Source organism: Roseovarius salinarum, assembly GCF_002834145.1.
In the GTDB taxonomy this organism is placed as follows: domain Bacteria; phylum Pseudomonadota; class Alphaproteobacteria; order Rhodobacterales; family Rhodobacteraceae; genus Roseovarius; species Roseovarius salinarum.
The window spans coordinates 1-25,763 of sequence record NZ_PHNT01000025.1 but is presented as its reverse complement, the minus strand read 5'-3'; the positions used below and the strand labels follow the sequence as shown (position 1 = coordinate 25,763).

General features: G+C 67.2%; 24 protein-coding genes, 1 tRNA gene and 1 CRISPR repeat array. Of the genes, 2 read left to right on the top strand and 23 right to left on the bottom strand.

Annotated elements, in window-relative coordinates:
• Positions 1 to 16: 16 nt before the first annotated feature.
• A CRISPR array of direct repeats spans positions 17 to 1,448; the repeat unit is 29 nt; unit sequence CGGTTCATCCCCGCGTGTGCGGGGAACAG.
• A 69-nt stretch (positions 1,449 to 1,517) separates the two neighbouring features.
• From cas2e to iscR, 20 genes are all read right to left on the bottom strand, one after another.
• Positions 1,518 to 1,805: a type I-E CRISPR-associated endoribonuclease Cas2e gene (gene cas2e, locus CEF10_RS15815; RefSeq protein WP_232796543.1), complete on the bottom strand. Its 288-nt coding sequence runs from the start codon at positions 1,803 to 1,805 to the stop codon at positions 1,518 to 1,520.
• Complete coding sequence (gene cas1e / locus CEF10_RS15810; protein ID WP_101069144.1) at positions 1,789 to 2,748, bottom strand: type I-E CRISPR-associated endonuclease Cas1e; 960 nt, start codon at positions 2,746 to 2,748, stop codon at positions 1,789 to 1,791. The genes cas2e and cas1e overlap by 17 nt, the downstream gene beginning before the upstream one ends.
• Positions 2,745 to 3,437, bottom strand: a complete 693-nt coding sequence (gene cas6e, locus CEF10_RS15805) for a type I-E CRISPR-associated protein Cas6/Cse3/CasE (RefSeq protein WP_101069143.1) — start codon at positions 3,435 to 3,437, stop codon at positions 2,745 to 2,747. The genes cas1e and cas6e overlap by 4 nt, the downstream gene beginning before the upstream one ends.
• The gene (gene cas5e, locus CEF10_RS15800) at positions 3,434 to 4,138 is read right to left on the bottom strand and encodes a type I-E CRISPR-associated protein Cas5/CasD (RefSeq protein WP_101069142.1); all 705 of its coding nucleotides are present in this window, start codon (positions 4,136 to 4,138) and stop codon (positions 3,434 to 3,436) included. The genes cas6e and cas5e overlap by 4 nt, the downstream gene beginning before the upstream one ends.
• Complete coding sequence (gene cas7e, locus CEF10_RS15795) at positions 4,131 to 5,201, bottom strand: type I-E CRISPR-associated protein Cas7/Cse4/CasC (protein ID WP_101069141.1); 1,071 nt, start codon at positions 5,199 to 5,201, stop codon at positions 4,131 to 4,133. Before cas7e ends, cas5e begins: the two co-directional genes overlap by 8 nt.
• Positions 5,198 to 5,737 (bottom strand): type I-E CRISPR-associated protein Cse2/CasB, encoded by a 540-nt coding sequence (gene casB, locus CEF10_RS15790; RefSeq protein WP_101069140.1) that lies wholly within the window; start codon positions 5,735 to 5,737, stop codon positions 5,198 to 5,200. The genes cas7e and casB overlap by 4 nt, the downstream gene beginning before the upstream one ends.
• Entirely contained in the window at positions 5,734 to 7,197 is a 1,464-nt protein-coding gene (gene casA / locus CEF10_RS15785; RefSeq protein ID WP_101069139.1) for a type I-E CRISPR-associated protein Cse1/CasA, read from the bottom strand. The genes casB and casA overlap by 4 nt, the downstream gene beginning before the upstream one ends.
• Positions 7,198 to 7,276: 79 nt before the next feature.
• Complete coding sequence (cas3, locus tag CEF10_RS15780; protein ID WP_232796542.1) at positions 7,277 to 9,787, bottom strand: CRISPR-associated helicase Cas3'; 2,511 nt, start codon at positions 9,785 to 9,787, stop codon at positions 7,277 to 7,279.
• A 358-nt stretch (positions 9,788 to 10,145) separates the two neighbouring features.
• Positions 10,146 to 10,222, bottom strand: a tRNA-Arg gene (locus tag CEF10_RS15775).
• A 59-nt stretch (positions 10,223 to 10,281) separates the two neighbouring features.
• Positions 10,282 to 11,295, bottom strand: a complete 1,014-nt coding sequence (locus CEF10_RS15770; protein WP_101069137.1) for a methyltransferase family protein — start codon at positions 11,293 to 11,295, stop codon at positions 10,282 to 10,284.
• Positions 11,296 to 11,453: 158 nt separating this feature from the next.
• Positions 11,454 to 12,674, bottom strand: a complete 1,221-nt coding sequence (locus CEF10_RS15765) for a cysteine desulfurase (protein WP_101069136.1) — start codon at positions 12,672 to 12,674, stop codon at positions 11,454 to 11,456.
• A gap of 1 nt (position 12,675) precedes the next feature.
• Positions 12,676 to 13,284, bottom strand: a complete 609-nt coding sequence (locus tag CEF10_RS15760) for a Yip1 family protein (RefSeq protein WP_101069135.1) — start codon at positions 13,282 to 13,284, stop codon at positions 12,676 to 12,678.
• Positions 13,269 to 13,754, bottom strand: a complete 486-nt coding sequence (locus CEF10_RS15755; RefSeq protein ID WP_101069134.1) for a YIP1 family protein — start codon at positions 13,752 to 13,754, stop codon at positions 13,269 to 13,271. The genes CEF10_RS15760 and CEF10_RS15755 overlap by 16 nt, the downstream gene beginning before the upstream one ends.
• Positions 13,754 to 15,043, bottom strand: coding sequence for a Fe-S cluster assembly protein SufD (gene sufD / locus CEF10_RS15750; protein ID WP_101069147.1), 1,290 nt, complete (start codon positions 15,041 to 15,043; stop codon positions 13,754 to 13,756). Before sufD ends, CEF10_RS15755 begins: the two co-directional genes overlap by 1 nt.
• On the bottom strand, positions 15,043 to 15,798 hold the full coding sequence (sufC, locus tag CEF10_RS15745) for a Fe-S cluster assembly ATPase SufC (RefSeq protein WP_101069133.1): 756 nt from the start codon (positions 15,796 to 15,798) through the stop codon (positions 15,043 to 15,045). The genes sufD and sufC overlap by 1 nt, the downstream gene beginning before the upstream one ends.
• Positions 15,799 to 15,834: 36 nt before the next feature.
• Positions 15,835 to 16,398, bottom strand: a complete 564-nt coding sequence (locus tag CEF10_RS15740; protein WP_101069146.1) for a hypothetical protein — start codon at positions 16,396 to 16,398, stop codon at positions 15,835 to 15,837.
• 76 nt (positions 16,399 to 16,474) lie between these two features.
• Positions 16,475 to 16,657, bottom strand: a complete 183-nt coding sequence (locus CEF10_RS15735; RefSeq protein WP_101069132.1) for a hypothetical protein — start codon at positions 16,655 to 16,657, stop codon at positions 16,475 to 16,477.
• A gap of 4 nt (positions 16,658 to 16,661) precedes the next feature.
• Positions 16,662 to 18,206 (bottom strand): Fe-S cluster assembly protein SufB, encoded by a 1,545-nt coding sequence (gene sufB / locus CEF10_RS15730; protein WP_101069131.1) that lies wholly within the window; start codon positions 18,204 to 18,206, stop codon positions 16,662 to 16,664.
• An 18-nt stretch (positions 18,207 to 18,224) separates the two neighbouring features.
• Positions 18,225 to 19,268 (bottom strand): cysteine desulfurase family protein, encoded by a 1,044-nt coding sequence (locus tag CEF10_RS15725; protein ID WP_101069130.1) that lies wholly within the window; start codon positions 19,266 to 19,268, stop codon positions 18,225 to 18,227.
• Between the two features lie 84 nt (positions 19,269 to 19,352).
• Complete coding sequence (iscR, locus tag CEF10_RS15720; RefSeq protein ID WP_101069129.1) at positions 19,353 to 19,814, bottom strand: Fe-S cluster assembly transcriptional regulator IscR; 462 nt, start codon at positions 19,812 to 19,814, stop codon at positions 19,353 to 19,355.
• Positions 19,815 to 19,970: 156 nt separating this feature from the next.
• Between iscR and CEF10_RS15715 the strand changes: the two genes are divergently transcribed.
• Together CEF10_RS15715 and CEF10_RS15710 are read left to right on the top strand one after the other, a co-directional pair.
• Entirely contained in the window at positions 19,971 to 20,624 is a 654-nt protein-coding gene (locus CEF10_RS15715; protein ID WP_101069128.1) for an alpha/beta hydrolase, read from the top strand.
• Between the two features lie 7 nt (positions 20,625 to 20,631).
• Positions 20,632 to 20,877: a hypothetical protein gene (locus CEF10_RS15710; RefSeq protein WP_101069127.1), complete on the top strand. Its 246-nt coding sequence runs from the start codon at positions 20,632 to 20,634 to the stop codon at positions 20,875 to 20,877.
• 22 nt (positions 20,878 to 20,899) lie between these two features.
• Here CEF10_RS15710 and CEF10_RS15705 read toward each other — a convergent pair whose 3' ends face one another.
• Genes CEF10_RS15705 through CEF10_RS15695 form a run of 3 tightly spaced genes read right to left on the bottom strand, consistent with a single transcriptional unit; the run spans position 20,900 to position 25,555 of the window.
• On the bottom strand, positions 20,900 to 21,520 hold the full coding sequence (locus tag CEF10_RS15705; RefSeq protein ID WP_101069126.1) for a GNAT family N-acetyltransferase: 621 nt from the start codon (positions 21,518 to 21,520) through the stop codon (positions 20,900 to 20,902).
• A complete protein-coding gene (gene mfd / locus CEF10_RS15700) occupies positions 21,513 to 24,995 on the bottom strand; it encodes a transcription-repair coupling factor (protein ID WP_101069125.1) in 3,483 nt (1,160 codons plus the stop codon). The genes CEF10_RS15705 and mfd overlap by 8 nt, the downstream gene beginning before the upstream one ends.
• Before the next feature lie 32 nt (positions 24,996 to 25,027).
• Positions 25,028 to 25,555, bottom strand: a complete 528-nt coding sequence (locus CEF10_RS15695; protein ID WP_101069124.1) for a component of SufBCD complex — start codon at positions 25,553 to 25,555, stop codon at positions 25,028 to 25,030.
• Positions 25,556 to 25,763: the final 208 nt, after the last annotated feature.

Here is a 25,763-nt window from a genome sequence, read left to right as displayed (position 1 = left end):
AGTTGCAGGATGTGAGCGGTTCATCCCCGCGTGTGCGGGGAACAGTGATGGAGGAATCTGGCATCACCGAGGATGACCGGTTCATCCCCGCGTGTGCGGGGAACAGTGATAGCGGAATACATGAGCCAGGGGCTGCGCCGGTTCATCCCCGCGTGTGCGGGGAACAGCTTGATCGCGGTGGCATGCGTGACCGGCTCTGCGGTTCATCCCCGCGTGTGCGGGGAACAGATGCACAGGCCGCTGATCGTCATTGCGCGCATCGGTTCATCCCCGCGTGTGCGGGGAACAGTGGACCGTCTTGTGAGACGGGGTGCCCCATCGCGGTTCATCCCCGCGTGTGCGGGGAACAGTTCCGTCGACACGCCCATCCTGATCCAGAAGCCGGTTCATCCCCGCGTGTGCGGGGAACAGGGCGACCATGCGACCGGCGGCGGTGGCGGCGGCGGTTCATCCCCGCGTGTGCGGGGAACAGGCGATCAGCAGCGCCTCGGCGCGGTCCGCGTCCGGTTCATCCCCGCGTGTGCGGGGAACAGCTAGAAGCCTGCGTGCGCTCCGCGATCTGGCACGGTTCATCCCCGCGTGTGCGGGGAACAGGACGCGACCGCAGCGCGAGCAGAGCGCGAAGGCGGTTCATCCCCGCGTGTGCGGGGAACAGCGCCGCGTCGCGCCCGGCTACGTGTTCGCCCGCGGTTCATCCCCGCGTGTGCGGGGAACAGAGCGCATCTTCCCGCGTGGCCATTCAGAACCCCGGTTCATCCCCGCGTGTGCGGGGAACAGCCCGAGAACTGCAGCTCGATCGACGCGGTGACCGGTTCATCCCCGCGTGTGCGGGGAACAGGGCGTAACCGTAGGGGTCGGTCGGAGGCTCGGCGGTTCATCCCCGCGTGTGCGGGGAACAGCTACGGGAGGCGATATCATGATCGACATCATTCGGTTCATCCCCGCGTGTGCGGGGAACAGCATCCCGAGCCGGGCACCGTCACGGGCCGCTGCGGTTCATCCCCGCGTGTGCGGGGAACAGGGCGGCAGGCCGCGCGTCCAGAAGCACGTACGCGGTTCATCCCCGCGTGTGCGGGGAACAGTTGCGCCGTCGAGCCTCGCCCCATGCCTCGTGCGGTTCATCCCCGCGTGTGCGGGGAACAGGTCGTGTTTCAGTGTCAGCATATCCATGCCTCCGGTTCATCCCCGCGTGTGCGGGGAACAGACCACGGTCAGCTTGTCGGCCACAGGTCGGCGCGGTTCATCCCCGCGTGTGCGGGGAACAGTCAGCTGGGCGGCGTCGGCGCTCATCCCCCGCCGGTTCATCCCCGCGTGTGCGGGGAACAGGCAGCGGCATATCACCTACTTCGGCCTGCATCCGGTTCATCCCCGCGTGTGCGGGGAACAGCACCGGCACATTGTGCAGCAGCGCCCAGCAGGCGGTTCATCCCCGCGTGTGCGGGGAACAGTCTGGCCATAAATACCTGCATCAAAGCAAAAAATACATACCCGAAGAAATCACCGATCCTCCGGGCGCGTCAAGCCGAGGGGTCTTTCGGTGCGAAGCTGACAAGTTTGAGCCCGTCGAAATCCCGTGGCATCCTTCGGTTCTTGCCGACGGTGGCGAAGTCGAACCCCTGGTCGGTCGGTGCCGCCCAAGCCATGACGGCGTCGCCCGGCCCGATACCGCTTTCGACCTGTTCCCAGATCCGTTCCCTCACCTTGCGCGAATACCGCCCGACGTAGACGCCGGCCCGGATTTCCAGAAGCCACACCGCCAGCCGCCCGCGCAGGCGCGGGGGAGCGTTTTCAACCACGATGACCATCATCGCCACTCGTCCCCTCGTCAAAGGCCGGCCCCGCGGCCTCGGGCGGAGGCTCGGGCCTGGGCATCTCGCCGGCCGACAGCACCTCCTCGATCTGCGGGATGATCCGGTTGAGAAGGCCGCTTTTTCGGAACGCGTCACGGCAGGCCAGGCGCACGGCCCGCTCGGGCGGCATATCGAGCGTGCCCTTCTGAGCGCGGGCGGATACCCGGAAGGCCTCGGGCACGACGGTGTCGAGCTTGTACAGATCCGCGATGTCGTAGACGAAACTGCGCGGCTTGCCAGTGTGCAGGAAGCCGATCGCGGGCGCGTAGCCGGCCGCCAGGACGGCCGCTTCCGTCAGCCCGTGCAGGCACGAGGTGGCCGCGGAGAGACAGCGGTTGGGGATGTCTGCGGCGCCCCAGTCCCCGGGATCATAGCGCCGGCGTTTCCACGCGACGCCGAACTGTTGCGCGATCAGCTCGTAGGAATGACGCACCCTTTGTCCCTCGATTCCGCGGAGCTGTTCGACGGATCGGCGTTGGGGCGGATCCTCATCGAAGCGGATCGCGAACATCTTGCGCACGACCCGCAATCGGGCGGCCGGATCAAGGGCGATCTGGGCCTGCCATAGCAGGTTGTCCGCACGTGCGCCCCCGGGCTGGCCCGCGGAATAGAGCCGCACGCCGCCCTCGCCGACCCAAGTGACAAGCGTGCCGGCCTGCGCGGCAAGGGATACCGCCGCGTGGCTGATCCGCGCGCCCGGCTCCAGCATCAGGCATGCGACTCCGCCGACGGGAATGTGCGTACGCGTGCCCTCGGCGTCGATCGCGACGAATGCCCCGTCCTTGACATCGATCCTGGCGCGTTCGACGAAGACCAGCGCTGCCCGTTCCTTCAGCGGGATCGGTTTCGGCGGCGGAAGACCGGGTGGGCCGCCGTCTGGCGCGCCGGGGCCACTCATCGCGCGCGACGGATCAGCATGAGCCCGCAACCCCAGGCTTTCGCGCGGCCAAGACCCACGGCCAACGCCGGCAGGAACAACTCGGGGTCGGTCACCTCGATCTCTCCGGAGAGATCCAGGATGCCAAAGGTCGCGCCCGCGCGGCGCCGGCGGCCGAGTTCGATCGTGGAATAATTGTCGGCGATGACACGTCGTGGCGCGAAGCCTTTGCTGTCGCCTTGTCGCATCATCCACGCCTCGGCCGCCGTTTGGGCCATTTCCATGCGCCGGTCCGCCCGCTGTTCGCGCGGCACGGATTGCAAGAGATCCATGACGACATCGACGCGCCGATTCTTCGGTCGCGCTTTGGAGGATCCGCTGGCGGCAGCCCGATCTTTCGTGGCGTTCGCGCGCAAGGTAAAGTCAAGACGGTCCCCGACGCGCAGGTCGGGCTCGAATGTCTTGGTCTCCGGTGGCAGGAAAAGATCGTGCGCGCGCGGCGGCCTCGACGATAATGTCAGAAAGCGCCCGTCGCCGTCATGGCGCCACAGGAAATCCCGCCGCCGGTCGGTGCCATCCGAGAAAACCGTCCAGATCAGCCGATGATGTGCGTCGGCCTGTTGCGCGGCGTCGCGCGGGTTCAGCAACTGGGCCAGCGCGCTCGTGGAAGGGTCCGGGTTTAGCTTCAGGCGCGAGAGATAAAGGGTCATGCCCCACCCTCCCCGCCGGGTCCGGGCCGTGCGACATGCACCTGACGCGCCGCGAAATGCCATTTTTCTCGGTCGATGGGCACGTCCCAGTGAAGCTCGGAATACCCGTCGTTCTCCAGCGGTTCATCGGACGCGACGAACACGGGCTGCCTCGGGTCGACATCAAGGAAAGGCGGAATCTTCACTTGTTCGAGGGCATGCAAAGGATTTTCGGCGTTGACCCGAAGCGGCCCCATGGGGGCGGACAAAGGACAGCTTTTGCGCCCAAGATAAGGGGTGAACACGGGGTTCGCGAGGGCGGTCACCAGCGCGTCAGGGTCCGGCCCGTCCCACAGCGCGATACCGAAGGCGCAATCCATCCGGTAGTCACGCCGAGTGATCATCGCATTGTCGCGGTGCGTCAGCGCCGCAGTGGCATGGGCGCGTGTACGGGGGCGTTTGATCCGGGCGGCCGGCACCGTCTGAACCGTATGGAAGTCCCGCAACGCCGGACCGTGCGACAGCGCCGAAACGGCCATCTTCCAACGTCCCAGCGCGGCGAGCGCGTCGGCTTCATCGCGCCTCACACCAAGGGCCGCGCCGAGCAGCCCAAGGATCGCGCCGCGCCCCGGCCAGGCCTCCGAGCCGCGGCGTTCATGACCGGCCGGACCGCCGAACGCCCCGATGGGCGCCACGAGCGAGAAAACGACGTAATCAGACATCACGCACAAAGGTTTCAGCAAAGTCCCGGATCTCTGTGAGGCTCCCTTCTCCGCGCGGCACGTTCATCGAGGCGGTCGAGTCAGCGCAGTCGCCATACGCTGCGTCGATCTTGTCCGCCATGTCCTCGAGAGCGGCGACCGACGATGCCAGAACATCACCTCCCGACACCGGACTCAAAAAGGCGCCCGCAAGGCTGCGCGGCTGTTGCGACCCGGACTCGGCACGGATGTGTGAGGCGCGCGTGTGATGGGCGAAGGCGTTGCGCTTGCCCGCCGGCGTGGAGATGGCCAGCGCCTCGGCCAACGCGCCGACGGACCGCGCCGCGAGCGCGCGGTCCCCCGCGAGGTTCTCGACGAGAAGATCCGTGTCCACGCAAGCGTAAAGGTAGAATACGCCAGAGCCGAACCCCGCGTCGCCCAGAAAGCCGGCGCCGGAGTCCTCGGCGGTCGTCTTGAGATCGTCCGCGGCGTTGTAGAAATCGTCCTCCACCAGCGCCCGGTGCGTCGTGATGGCATGGCTCACTTGCACCGCCGCCTCGCGGTTGAAATTCGGGTCGTCGGCCAGCATGCGCCCGAACATCGCCACGTCGGCCGCACCATCGGCCGTGCGCAGGACCATCTTCTTGAGCTCGGCGTTGTTCGGCAGCGCCTCGCCTTGAATCGCGCGCCGGGCCAGGTCGATCGCAAAGTCCCGTTCCTCGGGGGATACGAAGGCCAACTGGCGCGTCCGGATCGCGCCCTGCTCGCCGGCGCGCGCATCGATCTTGCCGAAGACATCGGCAACCTTGGTCGCAACCTCTGCAGCCTTTTCCTCATCGGTGCCGTCTTCGTCCAGAGCATCTCGCACGACCTCCCCGATCCGCTGGGTGCGCGTGCCAAGATGCCCCTCGAGATCGCGCTGCATCACTTCCGAGAGTCGCGCCGCGCGTTTCAAAGCCTGGCTCGAGATCCGCAGCCGCGGCACGCCGCCGTAGGAGGCCGATTTGGGGCGCCCAACGTCGTCGCGGTTCGGGTTAGACGGTGGGTAGATCGTCAGGTAATGCAGCTGGACGAAACGGCTCATTCGGTGGCCTCCTCGATGTTGTGTTCCGGTGACGGTGCGGCGAAACCCTCGCCGTAGTATTCGAAGCACCAACGGGTGCGGACCCTGTCACCCCAGTAAAGAATATCGGTGGCAAGCTGGGCGGCGTTTGCACGGCCCTCGATCACCGCCAGTCCCCTGACAAGCGGCTTCCACAGCTCGCGGGGCGTTGCGGCGCGCACAAGCGCGTTGAACCGGATGCCGCTCAGCGCGGCGGGATCGCCGGCACCGAACGCTTGTGCGACGTGGGGGCCGTTACCGTCCTTGAGATGCGCCAGGGCCGTGGCGATCAGCGCGAGCCTGTCCGGCCGCTCCCCTCGGCGCATGTCGTGTCCCGCCGCGGCCAACCGGCCGTTGAGATCATGCACCGCGCGGACCCCAAGCGCCGCGACCGGCCCGTCGGCCCTGCGCAGCTTCGCGCGCGACAGCCGCGCGGCGCCGTCATCGGCCGCCAGCGCCTGCGCGCGCCAGCTCGCGCAGATGCTTCCGATGTCGGTGGCCGTGTCCAATTCGCTCATACGCCTTCCTTCCGTTTCTTGCGTGGCGGCTGTTCGAGGCCGAGAGGATCGAACACTTTCTTGCCGAAATGCCCACGCCCGCCGAACGCCATCAGAAGCTTGGCACGTGCCTGCACCGCGGCCTGCCGATGGCTTTCGTCAAGATCGGCCAACCCCGGGATGACCCGCCTGTCGAATTCGTCGAGGGCGGCGTGCCGCAGATCCGACAGCCAGCCGTGCGGATCGGGCGCCGCGCCGCCGGCGAGGGCCGCGACTCGGCTTTCAAAAGCGGCCTGGGTGGCGTCGAAGAAGGCCTCCACGGCGAGTTCGGCCATGCCTTCGTCACGGCTTTCGCGGATGCAGACGCGAAGTGCGAACCCCGCATGTTCCGCCGTTTCGACCATGTTGCCGGCATGGAACTCGGCCTCCTCCCCGAGGGCAAAGACCGGCTGCTCGGACCAGATGAAATCGAGGGGGTTAAACTTGTTCATCGCCCAGCCGCCGACAATGAGGCTGCACTGCACCCCGCGGTTCTCGCTGATCCAACGCGCGACAGTCGCGGCTCGAAGGCGTTGTTCTGATTGCAGGATCACGCCGCGCCAGTTGCGGTAGCCGAACCGCCCCGGCTTGGGATGTACCGGCCGCACCTGTCCCTTGTTGTCGCGGTAATAGGGCGTCAGCGGATGGCGCCATTCGGCGTAATTCGTGCCCCAGGGGCGCTGGACGACGCCAGTGACGACATCCCCATTTGCAACCAGCCGCAACCGGCGCGGTTGCCCGAAAAAGACCTCGGGCTCAGGCGAGGCGTGAGGGCCTTCTTGAGGAACCGTGATCTCACCGTTGGCCGAGGTCCGCGTCGGCCGCATCCACGGCAGCGCCTCGAGCTTATCTGGCGGCAACGGCCTGCCATCGGGCACGTTGGCCCAGATTAGTGGCCAGAGGCCGGGGGCTTGCGGCCGGACCAGCGTGACCATCGGGCCACCCCCGCGCATCGAGGTACGGTTCCCAGCGCCGCCGGACGGCGCGAAGGCCTGCATCGTGTACAGGGCCATCGCGGCAAGCGGAAGGTCGAGGCCTTGGTAGCGCTCGCGTCGGACCATCAGGTCGGCATTCTTTTTCGCCGTCGAGTCCCCCGCGCTGTCGATGAACAGCATGTCGGGCGGGTTCGGACCGCCATCGAGCTCCCCGAATTCCTGCAGGAAACGGGGACCATCGCCCAGAAGCTCGAAGGCCGGGGCGAGGGGCGCCATCGCAGCGTGCAGCGCGTCCGGCGTCGGCGGGGTCCGCCGTGCGGAGCGCCCCCGCGGCGGGGCGGCGAGATACACGAGCCCCACCAGAAGCTCCAGGCAGGCGAGGTTGAGATCGGGCCGAGGCCAGCCGAGACGGAGAACGTCTTCCTCGGCGATCTGATCGGGGCGGACGACGTCGGGCCCGCCGCTGCGATGCACGGGAATCCATGGATCGGAAATCAGGTTGAGCATGAATGACACCGTTCAATCCACGGCGGAACGGTATCCACAACGACCAGATCAAACAAGGGGCTGCGAAATCGGCAGACGACTAATACAGGATGGCGCCCATCTCCCGGTCATAAGTCAGGCCTTCGCAAATCCTCCCCTCCTCGCCGACGGGCGCCAGGACAACATGCTCTCGCAATGATCGCGGCCATGTGCTTTTCACGGCGGCGATCTCGGGGATGTCTTGGTCGATGCCGGCGAGCTTCGCGTAACGCGCAGCAGAGATCTGGACTTCCGACATCTGCCAGGCGAAGGGGCCCTCCCCGTCCGCCCAAGGGCGCAAGACCCCGTTCTGCCGACGCGCCAGCCGGAGCGTGATCTGCGGTAGCCCAAGCCGTGTCGGAAAGACTTCATCGTCGTGGACGCGGGCCATCGCGGGTTGGTCATAGGGCGCCCACGGATCCAGAAGGTTGTTGTTGGCACGTGCCCGTTCGCCAAGGATGCGGCCCTCGCTTTCAATACCGGCCCGGTCAAGCGCGGCGGGCAGCAGCAAGGGATCGTTGCCGTGGACGGCCTCGATCAGTGCGCGCAAGCCGCCCGGCGCATCGATCCGTCCAGCATCGAACAGCGCCTTTGCCGTCCGCCATTGCGTGTCTTGCGGGTAGACCCAGGCGCCCGGACCGAGCACCTGCTGAACCCATCGCTCGCCGGTCACGGTTTCCGGGTCCGGGGCCAGGACATGCAGCGCGGGACCTGGCACCGGGCGGGCGTGCGCGGGCCGCAGATCCATGTGCCGCCACATGCGCCCGGCCCGCTGGATCAGGGCCCCGACCGGAGCAAGGTCGCTCACCATCAGGTCGAAATCGAGATCGAGGGAGGCTTCGACGACCTGTGTCGCAACGAGGATGCGCCCGTCGCGGTCCTTGCCCTGTCGCCCGAAACGGGCCTGAAGCGCGTGTTCATGGCGAAGCCTGTCCGTGGCGGCAAAGCGCGCATGGAGAAGATCGGCCGCAAGGCCGCGCGACCTGAGCGCCTCGACGGCTTCGATCGCCTCGTCGACGGCATTGCGCACCCATACACAGGCCGCGCCCTCGCCTTGTGCCCATTCCAGCAGATCCAGAGATTCGGACGCGGTACGCAGACGATGCACGTCGATGCTGCGACATGTGGCGGGAACCGCCTGCGGGGCAATCCGGGTCTGCTCTTCCCCAACGACGGAGAGAAGTGGATATTCGCGGGCCTCAACCCGGCCACCCTTCGGCGCGTCCATTCCGCGCCGGAACGCCCGGACGAAACCATCGCGCATGTCCATCGGCAACGTCGCCGTCATGACGATGGCCGACCCCCCGAGGCGCGCGTGGAACTCGAGCAGACGTTGCAGTTCCGCTTCCATGTAGGGGTCGTAGGAATGCGCCTCGTCAACGATCAGGATACGGTCGGCGAGGGCGCGCAGGCGAAGCGTGTTGAACCGCGTGGGCAGTACGCCCATCAATGCCTGATCCACCGTTCCCACCCCGACGTCAGCCATCAGTACGCGGCGCCGGTCATCCGCCAGCCAATCCGAACAGGTGGGATCGGTCCCTTGCGCCTCCTGCGTCCGGCCCCGGATGCGCGCGAAGGTTTCGTTCATGCCGGCCCTGCCATGCGTCAGCGCCAGCGACGGACGGCCATCGAACATCCAGGGCAACGCGGTCTCCAGGCGCTCCAGCATGGCATTGCTGGTCGCCATGGTCGGCAACGCGAAGAATATCCCGCGTCCCTTTCCATGCGCCATAAGGCGCGCAGCCAGAATCAAGGCCGCTTCCGTCTTTCCCGAGCCGGTCGCATCCTCGATGAGCGCAAGTGTCGGCCCATCGGGCAGGCTGACCGTTTTAACCGCATGTTGCATCGGCCGCAGTGGGCCTCCGAGGACATCCTCGGAGCCGTGATCAGAGGGATTGGCATGAAATAATCCCGCTTCGCGGATCGCCAGGTCGGCGCGTTCCCGGGCTGCGTCCCAATACGCGTCCACCGCAAGATCGGGCGGTTGCATGGGGAACCAGGCGCTGTTGGAGCCGATCCAGTCCGCCAGGACGGTTTGTCCCGACAACCACCAGCTCAGCCGGATGGCCTCGGTCTGGGTCAGACCATCGAGCGTTGCATCCTGGAACAGCGGCGCGAGGGCCTCGATCGCATCGCCGGCCGCGTCGCGTGCCTCCTCTCCGATCTGTCCCATCTGTGAACGCCACGCGCGCGCATCCAGGTGTGCTGGCGGCCCGCCGTGATGCCCGGCAATGGCCGCATAGAGCACCTCACGCGCAAGATCATCGCCTCCAAGCAATTCCGCCAGGCGCGCGTCGTATTCGAGGAGCAGGCGAAACGAATGCTGCCAATGCCGTTGCCCGCCGTACGGCCGTCCGGCAAGCATATCGCGAAAACTGTCGCTGAACTTGCCGAGGTCATGGAGCGTAACCAGCATGACCAACGCCTGATCCCGTCCCGCACAACCGGTGGCCGGGGCCCGCGAAAGCAATCGGTCCGCAACCGCCCCAACATCAAGCATGTGCCACAGCGCGGGATGTGTGCCGCTGTCGAACGTCTTCCCGGGCCACGACGAAATTTGAAACGGCGTCATGGGTTCACGGTTCCTTCGAGCACCCATTGCGGTCAAGCATAGGAATCCGCGAGCGCCTTTGAGGATTGATGGTACAAGACCGTGCCCGGATCTATCGCCACGGTTTTGCGGGGCGGCGTTCCATCGGAAACGGAAATCCACCGAAAACCCCAGCCCTGCAACACCGGCGTCCGCCCGGCCACCTCAGGATGAAATCGGGCAGATGATCTTCTGCTGTGTGATGTTTCATTCCCGCGACCAGCTTGGCATTGAACGGGATTTGTACTGGAAACGACCCGAAATCGAGTTTCATACGGCGCTCAATGAAGCATGACTTGGTTACACCATCCAGCCAAATATCAGCGCATAAAGGAAAAATTGGCGCACCTGCAAGGATTCGAACCTTGGGCCTCTGCCTTCGGAGGGCAGCGCTCTATCCAGCTGAGCTACAGGTGCTTCGGCCCGACGCAATAGACCATCGTGCCGGGCGCTGCAATTGGTTTTCTGGGCGCGGGTCAGGCCGGTTTTCGGCCCCGGGCCAGCATCGTCATCTCGGGGATCATCGGCGTCACGGCGACATCCCGGAACCCGCGATCCCCGAGCGCCGCGTCCAGCCAGCCGGCATCGACCGAACGGGCCTCGGGCGTGAAGGCGGTATGCTGCAACTGCCACAGCGCGGCGAGTTTCGGCCCCGTCCGGTCGCCCTCGACCACGAAGTCATGGATCAGGATCCGCCCGCCGGGCGCGAGCGACTGCCAGGCGCGATCGATCATCCGGTCGTGCGCCGCGCCGGGTATGCCTGAAAGAAGATAGGACATCAGCACGACATCCTGGTCCTGCGGCCACTCGGTCTCCAACGCGTTGCCCTCGACGTATGCGATCCGGTCGGACACCCCCGCTTCGGAGACGTAGGCGCGGCCCAGCTTGGCCACGTTCGGGAATTCCACGATCCGCGCGGTCAGCTGCGGGTTCGCCTTGCACAACGTGATCGAGAACGCGCCGGTGCCACCGCCCACATCGAGCAGCGTGCGCGCCTGCGACAGGTCCAGGCTGCGTGCCAGTTGGCGGGCCGGGCCGAGCGAGCCGGCGTGCTGGCTTTCCGAATAGACCCTCGCCTCGCCCTCGTCGGCGAACCACTCGGCGTAGCTCGCCGTGGCATCATCGGGCAAATCGCCCGTCAGCGCATCCTCGATCTGGTCGAGCAACCCGTACATCTGCTGGCCGACCTGCAGGCGCAGGTAATCCCCGAAATCGTATTTCGCCCCTTTCACGAGAAAGCTCTGCGCGGCCGGCGAATTGGCATAACGGCCCTTCTCGGCGCGAACCAGCCCGAGCCCCGCCAGCGCGGTCAGCAGTGTCTGTGCGCGGTCGGCGTGGATGCCGGCCTTGACGGCCAGTTCCGGGGCGGTCAGCGGCCCCTGCGCGAGATGGGTGAACACCCCCAGCTGCAGCGCCGCGAACAGCGCCTTCGATCCCATGAAGCCGAATGCGATATCGGAAATCTGGTCTGCCTCGGTGGCCAGCGCCATCGTTCTCTCCTCGTGCTGTGGACGATGGCGCTACCGTAGCGATTTCCGCGAGGATTGAAAGCGACATGGCGGAAACTTTTTGCGACACGCACGCGCGGGGCGTGGCGTGCCGCAAAACGAGGCGATCCCGGGGTGCGCGATGCGCACCGTGCCGAACATCAGCCGAAAAGGTCGTGAGCCAGCTCGAGCGCCTCGACCAGCGTGTCGATCTCGGCGCGCGTGTTGTACATGCCCAGCGAGGCCCGGCAGGTCGCCGTCAGCCCGATATGGTCCATGAGCGGATTCGCGCAATGGTGGCCGGCGCGCACCGCGACGCCCTTCTTGTCGAGGATCGTGGACAGGTCGTGCGGGTGCGCCGCTCCGTCCATGGTGAACGAGAAGATCGCCGCCTTGCCCGGCGCGTGGCCCTGCACGTTCAGCCAGTTGAGCCCGCCAAGGCGATCCTGCGCATAGGCGCCGAGATCGGCTTCGTGGGCGGCGATGGCCTGCATGCCGACGCCCATCATGTAATCCAGCGCCACGCCCAGGCCGATCGCCTGCACGATGCCCGGCGTGCCGGCCTCGAACTTCATCGGCGGGTCGTTCCAGCTGATCCAGTCCTTGTGGACCTCGCGGATCATGTCGCCGCCGCCCATGAAGGGGCGCATCTCGTCGTAGCGCTCCTTGCGAACGAAGGCCGCGCCCGAGGCGGACGGCCCATAGAGCTTGTGGCCCGTGACGACGTAGAAGTCACAGCCCATCTCGTCGAGGTTCACGGGCATGTGGACCGCCGCCTGGCTGCCATCGACGAGAACGGGAACGCCCTGCGCGCGCGCGCCCTTGCATATGGTGTTCACGTCGACCACGGTGCCCAGCACGTTCGACAGATGGGTGACGGCCACGAGTTTCGTTTTCGGCCCGATGGCATCGAGTACCTTCTGGGGGTCGAGGCTGCCGTCGGGCTCGGTGTCCACCCATTTCAGCACCACGCCCTGGCGTTCGCGCAGGAAGTGCCACGGCACGATGTTGGCGTGATGCTCCATCACCGAAAGCACGATCTCGTCGCCTGCCTCCATCCGTGGCATCGCCCACCCGTAGGCGACCATGTTGATCCCCTCGGTGGTGCCGGAGTTCAGGACGATCTGGCTTTCGTCGGACACGCCCAGGAACCGTGCAACCGTGCCGCGCACGGCCTCGTATTTCTCGGTCGCGATGTTCGACAGCGTGTGCAGCCCGCGGTGGACGTTCGAGTACTCCTCCGCGTAGGCGGTCGTCACCGCGTCGATCACCGCCTTGGGCTTTTGCGCCGAGGCCCCGTTGTCAAGGTAGACCAGCGGCTTGCCGTTGACCTCGCGCGACAGGATCGGGAAATCGGCGCGGATCTTCTCGACGTCGTACATCTCAGACACCTCCAGTGGCGGCGGCGGTCCCGAGGACCGCGATGAAAAGCGATAGCCCCGCCACCAGCGCGATGGCGGTGACAAGCAGGACGGCGGCGGCCTTCAGCAGGCTGCCGAAACGGTGCGCCTCGTTGATGAAGGCAACGAGGATGTAGAGCCCCCAGACCGACGCGACCACCACCAGCAGCGCGCCCAGCCCCGGCGCGGCCATCATGAGCACGCCCGAGACCACCTGAAGCGCCAGCCGCAGCCCCTGCAGCCAGGTGATCAGCACCAGGATGTCGGCCAGGCTGCCCTGCCCGTCCAGCCCGCGGCCCACCCCGTGCAGCGCGATCACCGTGATCACCAGCGCGCCGCCCAGGAACACCGCGAACAGCAGCGGCGACGTCAGCGCGGCCGGCATCATCGCGCCGGCCTCGGGCGCGGGGGGCGCGATCTGCAGCGAGGCGGAATAGACGATGGCGTTGAGCACCGTCATCAGCGCCAGCGCCATCCACAGCGTCCGTACCGGGAGGCCCATGTCGATCAGCCGCCGCGCGGCCCCGGCCGGGGCAAGGAGCGTCTGGCGAGTCAGGTCCCACAGGAAGGCGGAGGTCAGTGGTTGCCCCATGCCGCCTCGCGCAGGTTGGACACCCAGAACCAGAGGAACACCCCGCACCAGGCCAAACCGACAAGGTCGAGTGCCGGGCCCGGGCCGATGAACCCGGCCGTCAGACCGTGCAGAAGCGTCAGCGGGCTGGCCGCCAGGAACGCCCAGAACAGCGCCAGCCGGGTGGCATGGCCCGTGACCGGCCGACCGAGCGCCCGCAGCACCCCGAGGCTGACGAAGGCCAGCGCGTAGAGCAGCAGCGGAAGGATCAGCATCACCGCCATCAGGGTCCCGGCCATCAACGCGTTGAGCGCCTGGTCGGTGAGGTGCGCCTCGCGCGCCAGCCGCGGCCATTGCGCCACGAAGACCACGGCACAGCCCGACATCAGCAAGGCGAGCGCGCGGTCCTCGCGACTGCCCATCTCGAGCAGGCGGCGCATGACGCGGCCGGGGCCGCGGTAGGTGGCCGCGATATCGCGCGTCACCGCCATCAGCCGCGGCGCCGTTCCAGCCAGCCCTGCAGGCGCGTGGTGATCTCGTCGCGCAGGGTCTCGTCCTCGATCTCCTCGACGGCCTCGGCCAGGAAGGCCAGCGTCATCAGGTCGGTGGCGATATCCTTGGGCACGCCGCGCGCCCGCAGGTAGAACAGCGCCTCCTCGTCGATCGCCCCCGAGGTCGAGCCGTGCGAACAGGCCACGTCGTCGGCGTAGATCTCGAGCTCGGGCTTGGCGAAGAACTGGCTGTGATCGTCCAGCAGCAGCGACTGACTGATCTGGTAGCCGTCGGTTTTCTGCGCGCCCTCCTTGACCAGGATCTTGCCCTGGAACACGCCGTGGGCACCGCCGCGCAGCACCTTCTTGAACACCTGGCGGCTCTCGCAGCGTTCGGCGTCATGGGTGACGAAGACCGTGTCGTCGTGGTGGAAATCGCCGTCGCCCATCGCCGCACCCGCCACGTGCGCCGCCGCGTCGTCGCCCGTGAGCTCGATCACCGCCTCGTTGCGCGTCAGCCGGCCGTTGACCGTCAGCGTGAAGGACTTGAACACGCTTTCGGTGCCCAGCCGCGCGAAGCTGTGGGTGACCGCGCGGCGTTCGTGGTCACGGCCCTGCGTGCGGACATGCTGGAAATTGGCGCCGTCTGCGACATCGACCTCCATGACCCCGTTGAGCCGCGCCGCGGCCGGGCCGTTCTCGAGCAGGGTCAGCGACGCACCGGCATCCAGCTTGACGACGTGATGCAGCATCGCGTCCGACGTCTCGGATTCGTGGCGATAGATCAGGTTCACCGGCTTGGGCACGGCGCCGGTCACATGGATCACGACCCCGTCGCGCGCCAAGGCGGTGTTGAGCGCGGCCAGCGGTCGCGCCACCGGCGTCTGGCCCCGCTCCTCGAGCGTGCCGTAGAGATCGCGCGCCCAGTGAATGTCGGCCTGGGTGGCGTCGGCAAGCCGCTCGATCCGCAGGCCCGACATCTCGAGGTCATCGCTGGCGTCGGCGTCGAACACGCCGTCGACGAAAACGATCTTCAGGCGGTCCACCTCGCCGAAGACGGGCGATTCGTCGGTTTCCAGAAGCGCCGCCTCGGGGACCTCGGGCTGGACAAGGGTGTCGGGGCGGGTGAACTTCCAGTATTCGTCCCGCTTCTCGGGCAGGCCCATGGCGCGCACGCGGGCCAGTGCGCCATCGCGTGCGGTCTCGGCCCAGCCGGCGCCGGACGGGCGCCCGCCGGCTGAGGCGAGGCGCGCCTCGGTCCGGTCCTGTTTCGTCTGCGGTTGTGCCATCATGCCATCTCCGCCTTGATGTGCTCGTAGCCTTCTTCCTCGACCTGCAGGGCAAGCTCGGGGCCGCCGGTCTTGACGATACGCCCTTCGGCCATGATGTGCACCACGTCGGGCTCGATGTGGTTGAGCAGACGCTGGTAGTGCGTGATGACGAGAAAGCCCCGGTTCTGTTCGCGCAGCGCGTTGACACCCTTCGCCACCAGCTTCATCGCGTCGACGTCGAGGCCGGAGTCGGTTTCGTCGAGAATGCACATCCGCGGTTGCAGCACCGACATCTGAAGCACCTCGTTGCGCTTCTTCTCGCCGCCGGAGAAGCCGGTGTTGATCGGCCGCTTGAGCATCTCGGGGTCGATCTGCAGGTCCTTGGCCTTCTCGCGCACGAGTTTCAGGAAGTCGGAGGCGTTCATCTCCTCCTCGCCGCGCGCCTTGCGCTGCGCGTTCAGCGCGGTGCGCATGAAGGTCATGTTGCCCACGCCGGGAATTTCCACGGGGTACTGGAACGCCATGAACAACCCGGCGGCGGCGCGTTCTTCGGGCTCCATCGAAAGGATGTCCTGGCCGTCGAGCGTGGCCGAGCCTTCGGTCACGTCGTAGCCGTCGCGCCCGGCAAGCACGTAGCTCAGTGTCGACTTGCCCGATCCGTTGGGCCCCATGATCGCATGCACCTTGCCGGCCTCGACCGACAGGTCGACGCCCTTGAGGATTTCCTTGTCCTCTTCCTCAAGGCTGACTTTCAGGTTCTTGATATCAAGCATTTAACGTCCTCGCGTCTTGTTGTTTCGTTCCCCCGGTCAGGGCCGGGTCATCATCTCCACGATCTCGAGCAGCCGATCGGCCGGGACCGGCATCGGCTCCACCTCGAACTCGGCCATGCGGCCCAGCATCCGCGGCGCGCCGAGGTAATCCTCGATCCGGTGGTAGCGCTTGCGCGGCGCGTAATCGTCCACCAGCACCCGCACCGGCGCGGTGCTCAGGAACGCCGCGGCCAGCGCGCAGCCGGTACGGAACCGGCCGTCCACGAACACCACGTCGGGCTGGCGGAACTCGGGCAGCTGCCAGACCTCCAGCGGGTAGCGGTGGTAGCGGCGCCATGCCGCGTTGCCCTTCGGATGCCCCCATTGGCGCGTCTCCCCGATATCGGCCCAGATCACGTCCACCTCCGAGCCGTCCGCCGGCGGGTTCTCGGCAAACCACGCCCGCATCATGCGCACCCAGTCGCGGTCGCTCTCGACCGAGAAAACAGTCTTGCCGGACATCTCGGCGGCCATCACCGTGGACCCGCCGCTGCCGTATTCGAGGATGGTTCCCGCGCGGGCATACACGTCGCGCAACGCCTCGGCTTCGGCCTCGGGCATGGTCAGCGCGGGCCTTTCTGTGGGCGTCGCCTGGTTCATGCCGCCCGGCCGCCGCCCCCGATCGCGCGGACGCCCGTCATTTCCGGCCCCGCCCGGTGGTCAGCTGCGCGAAGAGCGATCCCAGAAAGCCCGAGATCATCGAGACGGCAGCCACCATCCAGACGCCCGCCATGTCGAGGATGGCGTCGACGACCACCGCGAAGACCGAGCAGAAAAGCCCGGTCAGCAGCGCGGTGAGGAAAGCGCCCCACGTCAGCACGGCGTCAGCCCACCGAGCCTTCGAGGCTGATCGCCACCAGCTGCTGCGCCTCCATGGCGAATTCCATCGGCAGCGCCTGAAGCACCTCCTTGCAGAAGCCGTTGACCACGAGCGCGACGGCCTCTTCCTCGCCGATGCCACGCTGGCGGCAATAGAACAGCTGGTCGTCGTCCACCTTCGAGGTCGTCGCCTCGTGCTCGGAACGCGCCGAGTTGTTCTTGACCTCGATGTAGGGCACCGTGTGCGCGCCGCACTTGTCGCCGATCAGCAGGCTGTCGCACTGGGTGAAGTTGCGCGCGCCCTGCGCCTTGGGGTGCATCGACACCAGCCCGCGATAGGTGTTCTGCGCCTGCCCGGCGCTGATCCCCTTGGACACGATGCGCGAGCGCGTGTTCTTGCCAAGGTGGATCATCTTGGTGCCGGTGTCGGCCTGCTGCCAGTTGTTGGTGATGGCGATGGAATAGAACTCGCCCTGGCTGTCGTCGCCGCGCAGGATGCAGCTGGGATATTTCCAGGTGATCGACGACCCCGTTTCGACCTGCGTCCACGAAATCTTGGACCGCGCACCGCGACAATCGCCCCGCTTGGTGACGAAGTTGTATATGCCGCCCTTGCCGTCCTCGTCACCGGGGAACCAGTTCTGCACGGTCGAATACTTGATCTCGGCGTCCTCCAGCGCGATCAGCTCGACGATGGCGGCGTGCAACTGCGCCTCGTCGCGCTGCGGCGCCGTGCAGCCCTCGAGGTAGCTGACGTAGGACCCCTTGTCGGCGATGATCAGCGTGCGCTCGAACTGGCCGGTGTTCTCGGCGTTGATACGGAAGTATGTCGACAGCTCCATCGGGCACCGCACGCCCGGCGGCACGTAGACGAAGGAGCCGTCGGAAAAGACCGCCGAGTTGAGCGCGGCGTAGAAGTGATCGCCCTGCGGCACGACCGACCCCAGGTACTTCTGGACCAGCTCGGGGTAGTCGCGGATCGCCTCGGAGATCGAGCAGAAGATGACCCCGGCCTTCTTCAGCTCTTCCTGGAACGTCGTGCCGACGCTGACCGAGTCGAACACCGCGTCGACGGCGACCTTGCGCTCGGGCGCGTCACCCTCGCGGCCCTCGGCGGGCGCCTCGCCGGCACCTTCGACACCGGCCAGGACCATCTGTTCCTTCAGCGGGATGCCCAGCTTCTCGTAGGTTTCCAGAAGCTTGGGATCCACGTCATCGAGCGACTTGGGCTTTTCCGCCATGCTCTTGGGCCGGGCATAGTAGTACTGGTCCTGGAAATCGATTTCCGGAACATTCAGCATCGCCCAGTCGGGCTCTTCCATGCGCTGCCAGCGCTCGAAGGCCTGGAGCCGCCAGTCGGTCATCCACTGCGGCTCCTCGTTCTTTTCCGAGATCAGGCGCACGATGTCGGCGTCGAGGCCCTTCGGCGCGTAATCCATCTCGATGTCGGTTTCCCACCCGTACTTGTAGGTGCCGCCCATCTCGCGCACGGCATCGACCGTCTCGCGGTCCACGCCTTCCTTGGCCTGAGTGTCGTCGAGTGCTGCCATGTCGCGTCTCCTTGTCGCTCACGCCGCGCGGGCGCGGTGGCGTTTCAGGTGCTTCGCCCAGGTTTCGACGAAGCGCCCGATGTCGTCCTCTGTTGTCTCGGGCCCCAGCGACACACGCAGGGCGCACCCCGCGTCGGCCTCCGGATGGCCCATGGCCCGGAGCACCCCGCTGGCGCGCACCTTCCCGCTGGAACATGCACTGCCCGCGGAAACGGCGAAGCCGGACAAGTCCATCTGCATTACTTGCGTCTCGCCCTTCCAACCGGGCGTTACGAAGCAGCTGGTGTTCGGCAGGCGCCGCGCCCCTTTCCCGACAAAAATAGTCTCGTTACTCACAGCTGCAACATTTTTTTCTAGAATAATTCTAAGTTCTTCTACCCGCGACCACACCCCGTTGGCAAGGTCCCGCGCCGCCGCTTCCGCCGCGGCACCGAATCCCGCGATGCCCGGCAGATTCTCGGTGCCCGAGCGGCGGCCCATCTCCTGCCCGCCGCCGCGCAGCTGGGCCGCGATGTCACTGCCGGGCTGCAACACCAATGCGCCCACGCCCTTGGGCCCGCCCAGCTTGTGTGCCGAGACGATGGCCATGTCCGCGCCGGTCCAGCTGAAGGCCACCGGCAGCTTGCCGAAGCCCTGCGTCATGTCGGTTACCGCAAGCCCCTCGGGCAACTCCTGGATCACCCCGGTTTCGGAATTGGCCAGCTGCAGCGTCGTGCGCGCGGGGTCAGCCACCGTAACGCGGCCGTCTTCGTCAACCGGCAGCGTGCCGGAGGTCCAGGCGCCGACCGCTTCGTGCTCGATGGCCGCGCTTTCGAGACGGCGGCCGGCGCAGGCCAGCGCCGCCGCCTCGGTCGCGCCCGAGGTGAACACGATGTCGGCCCCCTCGGCCCCCAGCGCCGCGGCCACCTGCCCGCGCGCGCGCTCCACCAGAGCCCGGGCCGCGCGCCCCTCGGCGTGCACGCTCGACGGGTTGCCTTGCAGGTCCAGCGCGTCGATCATTGCCGCGCGTGCCTCGGGCCGCAACGGCATGGTCGCGTTATGGTCGAGATACACACGTTCCATGCGCGTTTCCTTCTCGTCCGGGGTTTCTTCCGGCCAGTGCCGCGGCCCGCGCCCGCGTCGCTGACCGTGCGCCGCGTGAATGGCCTACTCGTCGTCCACCACGTCAAGCAGCGAGGGCACCGCCGGGCATGGCGCGAGGCTGTTGCCCACCACGTCGCTCAGCCGGGTCTGGTGCAGGAAGACGTAGACATGCGCGCTCAGCCCTTCCCACAGGCGATTGGTCATCGATTGCGCCCGCGACCCGCTGGTCGCGCCCGAGGCGCCGGCGCCCTTGTGCATGGCGTCCACGGTTTCGTCCACCGCGCCCAGCACCTCGACCACGCGGATCTCGTTCGAGGGCTTGGCCAGCCGGTAGCCCCCGCCGGGCCCACGCACCGACTCCACGAGCCCCGCGCGGCGCAGCTTGACAAAGAGCTGTTCGAGGTAGGGCAGCGAGATGTCCTGCCGCTTCGCGATCTCGCCCAGCGGCACGAGGGATTCCTCCGGCTGCAGCGCGATGTCGGCCAGCGCCACCATCGCATAGCGTCCCTTGGTGCTGAGTTTCATGGGGTTTTCCTGCGAACAGATTGACCTTGCGCTGCGCAAGCCTTATCTCGCGTGCAGCCCGGCCCGCCCCCAGCGCGGACCCATCAACAGTGCTAAGGTGATCGCGCGGCGGCGTCAAGCGAGCCGCGGCACCGCCAAGGAAGGCAAGAGACGCGTATGCCCGAGGTCATCTTTCCCGGTCCCGAAGGCCGGCTCGAAGGTCGCTACCACCCGCAAAAGGAAAAAGACGCCCCCATCGCCATCGTGCTGCACCCGCACCCGCAGTTCGGCGGCACCATGAACAACAAGGTCGTCTACAACCTTCACTACGCGTTCTACAACATGGGCTTCACGGTGCTGCGGTTCAATTTCCGCGGCGTGGGACGGTCCCAGGGCGAATACGACCAGGGCGTGGGCGAGCTTTCGGACGCCGCATCGGCGCTCGACTACCTCCAGTCGCTCAACGCCAATTCCAAGCACTGCTGGGTCGCCGGGTTCTCTTTCGGCGCATGGATCGGAATGCAGCTGCTGATGCGCCGGCCCGAGATCACGGGCTTCGTATCCGTTTCGCCACCCGCGAACATGTACGATTTCTCGTTCCTCGCGCCCTGCCCGTCCTCGGGGCTGATCGTCTCGGGCTCGGGCGACAGGGTCGCGCCGCCCGCGGACACCGCCGCGCTGGCGTCCAAGTTGCAGGAACAGCAGGGCATCTCCGTCGAACACGCCGAGATCGAGGGCGCCGGGCACTTCTTCGAAGACCCCTACATGGACGAGATGATCGGAACGGTCACCGACTACGTCAAGCGACGGCTGACCGAGACGACGCGGTAGGCACGAGATGGGCATCACCGAGGACCTGGCCGACAAGCTGGCGATCGACACGCTCAAGGCGGTCGATGCGACAGGCGACGAGGACCTGATCAAGGAAGTTTCCGAAACGCTCGGCGCGACCTCCCAGACCGCGCAGGAGGCGTTTCTCACCTCGGTGCGGGTGCGCCGGGCGGACAACCGCGCCCGCGCCTATCTGCTGGAGCGGGTGAAGGCCTTCAAGACCTCCAGGGAAGGCGGCGGACCCTCTTCCTGACCGCCGCGACCGCGCGCGGGCGTCAATCCCCCGTTCCCTTTTCCCCGTCCGGCGGCCGCAGGAACGGCACATGCGGCGCCGCCGTCTCGGGCAAAAACCCGGTCGCCCGCGGATCGGGGGCGACCTCGATCTCGCGGCGCACGGGGGCAAAGCCGCTGCGGCGATAGAAATCCAGCGCCGCGGGATGATCCAGCGTGCAGGTATGGACATGGACCCGGCCGATGCCGGGCTGCCACGCCATCTCGAGCGCCCGGTTCATCAACCAGCGCCCCGCCCCGCGCCCGGTATGGCCGGGCGCAAGCCCGAAATAGGCCAGTTCGCATTCGCCGGCGGTGCGGAAATCCAGCTCCAGCAGCCCGGCCTCCGCCGCGCCGTCGCGGACGACATGCACCCGCACCGCCGGGTCGCCTATGACGCCCGCAAGCGCCTTGTCGTCCAGCACGAGCCGCCCGAACCAGAGCCAGTCGGCGCCGACATGGCGGAACAGTTGCCGGTACCAGTCGGTGCCGGGCGCCGCGACATGCGCCAGCGTCAGCCCCGGATCCGGCGCGTCGCGCTGCACCGGCGCCTCGCGCATCTCGAGATGCGTGACGACCGAGGCCAGATGCCCCCGCGGCACGCCGTGAAGTCCCGGTTCAAGCATCGCTGCCCGCCTTCTGCTGCTTCTTCCTTTCGGCCACGGCCTTCTCGGCCAGGTCGCGGGCGATGGCGAAGGCGCCCTTGATCTTGTCGGATTCCTTGCGCCAGTCGCGCCGCACGACGATCTTGTTGTCCTTGACCTTGGCCAGCCCGTCCTGTGCCTTGATGAATTCCACCAGCCCCTGCGGCGAAGCAAACCGGTCGTTGTGGAACTGGATGGTCGCGCCCTTCGGGCCGCCGTCCAGCTTGGCGATTCCCGCGCGCTTGCACATCGCCTTGATGCGCACCACCAGCATCAGGGTGTTGACCTCCTTGGGCAGCGGGCCGAAGCGGTCGATCAGCTCGGCGGCAAAGCCCTCCAGCTCCACCTTCTTCGTCAGCCCCGACAGGCGGCGATAGAGGCCCAGCCGCACGTCGAGGTCGGGCACGTAATCCTCGGGGATCAGCACCGGCACGCCGAGATTGATCTGCGGCGCCCATTGCTCGTCGGTCTCCGACAGCCCCTCCATCTCGCCCGCGCGGATCTTGGCGATCGCCTCTTCCAGCATCGACTGGTAGAGTTCGTAGCCCACGTCGCGCATCTGCCCCGACTGTTCCTCGCCCAGCAGGTTGCCGGCGCCCCGAATGTCGAGATCCTGGCTGGCCAGGGTGAACCCCGCACCGAGCGTGTCGAGGCTGCCCAGCACGCGCAGCCGCTTCTGCGCGGCGGGCGTCAGGGGCGCGCGCGGCTTGGTGGTCAGATAGGCATAGGCCCGGGTCTTGGCGCGCCCGACCCGGCCGCGGATCTGGTAGAGCTGCGCCAGCCCCATCATGTCGGCGCGGTAGACGACCATCGTGTTGGCCGTGGGAATGTCGAGGCCCGACTCCACGATTGTTGTCGCCAGAAGCACGTCGTACTTGCCGTCGTAGAAGGCGTTCATGCGCTCGTCGAGGTCGCGCGCGGCCATCTGGCCGTGCGCGGTGACGAAGCTGACCTCCGGCACCTGCTCGGCCAGGAAGGCCTCGACCTCGGGCAGGTCCTTGATGCGCGGGACGACGAAGAAACTCTGCCCGCCGCGATAGTGCTCGCGCAGCAGCGCCTCGCGGATGGTGACCGAATCGAACTCGCTGACGTAGGTGCGGATCGACAGCCGGTCGACGGGTGGCGTGCCGATGATCGACAGGTCACGCACGCCCGACAGGCTCAGTTGCAGGGTGCGCGGGATCGGCGTGGCCGTCAGCGTCAGCACGTGCACGTCCGAGCGCAGCTGCTTGAGCCGCTCCTTGTGGGCCACGCCGAAGCGCTGTTCCTCGTCGATGACCAGAAGCCCGAGGTTGCCGAAACGGATGTTCTTGGCCAGAAGCGCGTGGGTGCCCACCACGATGTCGACCGTGCCGTCGGCCAGCCCCTTGCGCGTCCGGGCGGCCTCGGCCTGGCCGACGAAGCGCGACAGCGGCCGCACGTTCAGCGGGAAGCCACGGAAGCGTTCGGCGAAACTCTGGTAGTGCTGGCGCGCCAGAAGCGTGGTCGGCGCGATCACCGCGACCTGCTGGCCGGCCATCGCGGCGATGAAGGCCGCGCGCATCGCCACCTCGGTCTTGCCGAAGCCCACGTCGCCGCAGATCAGCCGGTCCATCGGCCGACCGGCGGCCAGGTCGCCCAGCACGTCCTCGATCGCGCGAAGCTGGTCGTCGGTCTCCTCGTAGGGGAAGCGCGCCGCGAATTCCTCCCACGCGTGGTGCTCGGGCTCCAGCACCGGCGCCTTGCGCAGCTCGCGCTCGGCCGCGATGCGAATCAGCCGGTCGGCCATCTCGCGGATGCGTTCCTTGAGCCTGGCCTTGCGCGCCTGCCACGCGCCCCCGCCGAGACGGTCGAGCAATGCCTCCTCGTGCCCGTATTTCGACAGAAGCTCGATGTTCTCCACCGGCAGGTAGAGCCGCGCGCCCTCGGCGTATTCGAGGTTGAGGCATTCGTGCGCGGCGCCCGCCGCGGTCACCACCTCCAGCCCGTGGTATCGGCCGATGCCGTGATCCACGTGCACGACCAGGTCGCCCGGCGACAGGCTCTGCGCTTCCGTCAGGAAGTTGTCGGCGCGCTTGCGCTTCTTGGGCGCGCGGATCAGCCGGTCGCCCAGCACGTCCTGCTCGGCGATCACCGTCAGGCGGCGCCCGTCGCCGTGCGGCCCCTCGAAGCCGTGCTCGAGCGACCAGACCGACAGGTGCAGCCCGCGCTTGCCCAGCCGTGTGGCGTCGGTCACGCTGACCGCGCCGGCCAGCCCTTCGTCCTCCAACAGCCCCTCGAGGCGTTCGCGCGCGCCTTCGGAGTAGCTGGCCAGAACGACCGGGCCATCCTGAAGTTTCGCCTCGATATGATCCTTCAGGGCCCCGAACAGGCTGGCGTTTTCGCTCTGGCGTTCAGGCGCGAAGTTGCGCCCGATCCGGCCGCCTGCATCCGTCACGCCGGGGCCGGTGGCCTGCGGCAGGGCGGCGAACCGGAGCACCCGGCGCTCTGCCAGCGTCGCCTGCCAGTGCGCGTCATCGAGGTAGAGCTGGCCCGGCGGCACCGGTTTGTATGGCGCCTCGGCCGACCCGCGGGCCGATTGTGCCTGCTGGCGGGCGTCGTACTGGTCCTCGACCATCTCCCAGCGGCTCAGCCGCGCCGGCGTGAGCTGATCATCGAGCGTGACGCTGGCACCGGGCAGATAGTCGAACAGCGTCTCCAGCCGCGTGTGGAACAGTGGCAGCCAGTGTTCCATGCCCGCCTGCTTGCGCCCCGCGCTGACAGCCTCGTAAAGCGGGTCGTCGCTGCCGGCGGCGCCGAACTCGATGCGGTAGTTCTGCCGGAACCTGGTGATCGCGGCGTCGTCAAGGATCACCTCGGACACGGGCGCGAGTTCCACCCGTTCGAGTTTCTCGGTGGTGCGCTGGCTGGCCGGGTCGAAGCGGCGCACGCCATCGAGCACGTCGCCGAACAGGTCCAGCCGCACCGGCCCGCCCTCACCCGGCGGGTAGATGTCGATGATGCCGCCGCGCACCGCGTAGTCCCCCGGCTCGGTCACCGTGGGCGCCTGCGAGAACCCCATCCGGGCGAGGAATGCCTTGAGCGCGTCCTCGTCGATGCGCTGGTCCACAACCGCGGTGAAGCTGGCCTCGGCCAGCAATTCGCGCGCGGGCACGCGCTGCGTCGCCGCGTTGAGCGTGGTCAGCAGCACGAACCGGTCGGGCGGGCCGTGCACCAGCCCTGCCAGAGTTGCCATCCGCGCGGCGGACACGTTGGCGTTGGGCGACACCCGGTCGTAGGGCAGGCAATCCCAGCCGGGAAACGTGAAGACGGGCACGGACGGGTCGAAGAACCGCAGCGCCGCGGCCATCGCGGCCATGCGCTTGTCGTCGCGCGCGACGTGGCAGACCGGCGCACCGCGGGCGGCCAGCTCGTCGAGCACGAGGCGCGCGTCGAAGCCTTCGGGCGCACCGCTCACGGTGATGTGGGTCTGGGTCATCGGCGCTCACCTGTGCCGGTGGCGCGGGAAAGTCAACCGGTCAGCGGCCCGGTGAACATGTTGTGGTACATGCCCCAGACGGCGGTGACGAAGATCGACGCCATGCCGATCGCCTGCACCGCCAGCCGATGCATCGCCAGCCGCTTGCACAACGCCTCGCCCGTCAGCCCGTCGCGGCGGATCACGCGGGCGGTGTGCAACGACAGCATCCCCACGATGCTCAGCGGGAATCCCAGCAGGAAAAGCGCCTGGGCGAACTCCACCTCGTAGACGAACCCCAGCAGCAGTGCCGCGGTCAGCAGGAAGGCCACCAGCCCGGCCAGCAAAAGGCCCGAGTTCGCCACGACATAGAACATGCGGTTTATGTTGATGCGCACCATGTCCGACAGGTCGGCCTCGGGCTGCGCGCCACCACGGCGGGCGCGGATAACCATGTCCCACGGCACGCCCAGGATCCAGTGGCTGGCCGACGACCAGACGACCGCCAGCGCGATCCAGAACCAGAGGTTCGAGAAACTGCGCATGTCGATCAGTTCGAAAACGGTGTTGTACCAGTCCAAAACCGAAACGCTCCGCGTGATCTTCCGCCGCCCGTCATAGCCGGGCGCGCGCGCAATTCCTACCTGAACCGCCCCGGGTTTCCGAGAGGCTTCTTTGTTCAAAACCTACGCGGCTTTTTCAAGGGTGTTCATCTGTGCGTAGAACGCCTCCTCCACTTCTTGCGGCGGCCTATGACCGATGGCGCTGTGTAGCCGCTCGTTGTTATAC

Excerpts from the sequence above, each read along its gene's own strand:
- cas2e (WP_232796543.1), bottom strand. The coding sequence starts at position 1,805 with ATGGTCATCGTGGTTGAAAACGCTCCCCCGCGCCTGCGCGGGCGGCTG.
- cas1e (WP_101069144.1), bottom strand. The coding sequence starts at position 2,748 with ATGAGTGGCCCCGGCGCGCCAGACGGCGGCCCACCCGGTCTTCCGCCG.
- cas6e (WP_101069143.1), bottom strand. The coding sequence starts at position 3,437 with ATGACCCTTTATCTCTCGCGCCTGAAGCTAAACCCGGACCCTTCCACG.
- cas5e (WP_101069142.1), bottom strand. The coding sequence starts at position 4,138 with ATGTCTGATTACGTCGTTTTCTCGCTCGTGGCGCCCATCGGGGCGTTC.
- cas7e (WP_101069141.1), bottom strand. The coding sequence starts at position 5,201 with ATGAGCCGTTTCGTCCAGCTGCATTACCTGACGATCTACCCACCGTCT.
- casB (WP_101069140.1), bottom strand. The coding sequence starts at position 5,737 with ATGAGCGAATTGGACACGGCCACCGACATCGGAAGCATCTGCGCGAGC.
- casA (WP_101069139.1), bottom strand. The coding sequence starts at position 7,197 with ATGCTCAACCTGATTTCCGATCCATGGATTCCCGTGCATCGCAGCGGC.
- cas3 (WP_232796542.1), bottom strand. The coding sequence starts at position 9,787 with ATGACGCCGTTTCAAATTTCGTCGTGGCCCGGGAAGACGTTCGACAGC.
- CEF10_RS15770 (WP_101069137.1), bottom strand. The coding sequence starts at position 11,295 with ATGGCGCTGGCCACCGAGGCAGACCAGATTTCCGATATCGCATTCGGC.
- CEF10_RS15765 (WP_101069136.1), bottom strand. The coding sequence starts at position 12,674 with ATGTACGACGTCGAGAAGATCCGCGCCGATTTCCCGATCCTGTCGCGC.
- CEF10_RS15760 (WP_101069135.1), bottom strand. The coding sequence starts at position 13,284 with ATGGGGCAACCACTGACCTCCGCCTTCCTGTGGGACCTGACTCGCCAG.
- CEF10_RS15755 (WP_101069134.1), bottom strand. The coding sequence starts at position 13,754 with ATGGCGGTGACGCGCGATATCGCGGCCACCTACCGCGGCCCCGGCCGC.
- sufD (WP_101069147.1), bottom strand. The coding sequence starts at position 15,043 with ATGGCACAACCGCAGACGAAACAGGACCGGACCGAGGCGCGCCTCGCC.
- sufC (WP_101069133.1), bottom strand. The coding sequence starts at position 15,798 with ATGCTTGATATCAAGAACCTGAAAGTCAGCCTTGAGGAAGAGGACAAG.
- CEF10_RS15740 (WP_101069146.1), bottom strand. The coding sequence starts at position 16,398 with ATGCCCGAGGCCGAAGCCGAGGCGTTGCGCGACGTGTATGCCCGCGCG.
- sufB (WP_101069131.1), bottom strand. The coding sequence starts at position 18,206 with ATGGCAGCACTCGACGACACTCAGGCCAAGGAAGGCGTGGACCGCGAG.
- CEF10_RS15725 (WP_101069130.1), bottom strand. The coding sequence starts at position 19,268 with ATGGAACGTGTGTATCTCGACCATAACGCGACCATGCCGTTGCGGCCC.
- iscR (WP_101069129.1), bottom strand. The coding sequence starts at position 19,814 with ATGAAACTCAGCACCAAGGGACGCTATGCGATGGTGGCGCTGGCCGAC.
- CEF10_RS15715 (WP_101069128.1), top strand. The coding sequence starts at position 19,971 with ATGCCCGAGGTCATCTTTCCCGGTCCCGAAGGCCGGCTCGAAGGTCGC.
- CEF10_RS15710 (WP_101069127.1), top strand. The coding sequence starts at position 20,632 with ATGGGCATCACCGAGGACCTGGCCGACAAGCTGGCGATCGACACGCTC.
- CEF10_RS15705 (WP_101069126.1), bottom strand. The coding sequence starts at position 21,520 with ATGCTTGAACCGGGACTTCACGGCGTGCCGCGGGGGCATCTGGCCTCG.
- mfd (WP_101069125.1), bottom strand. The coding sequence starts at position 24,995 with ATGACCCAGACCCACATCACCGTGAGCGGTGCGCCCGAAGGCTTCGAC.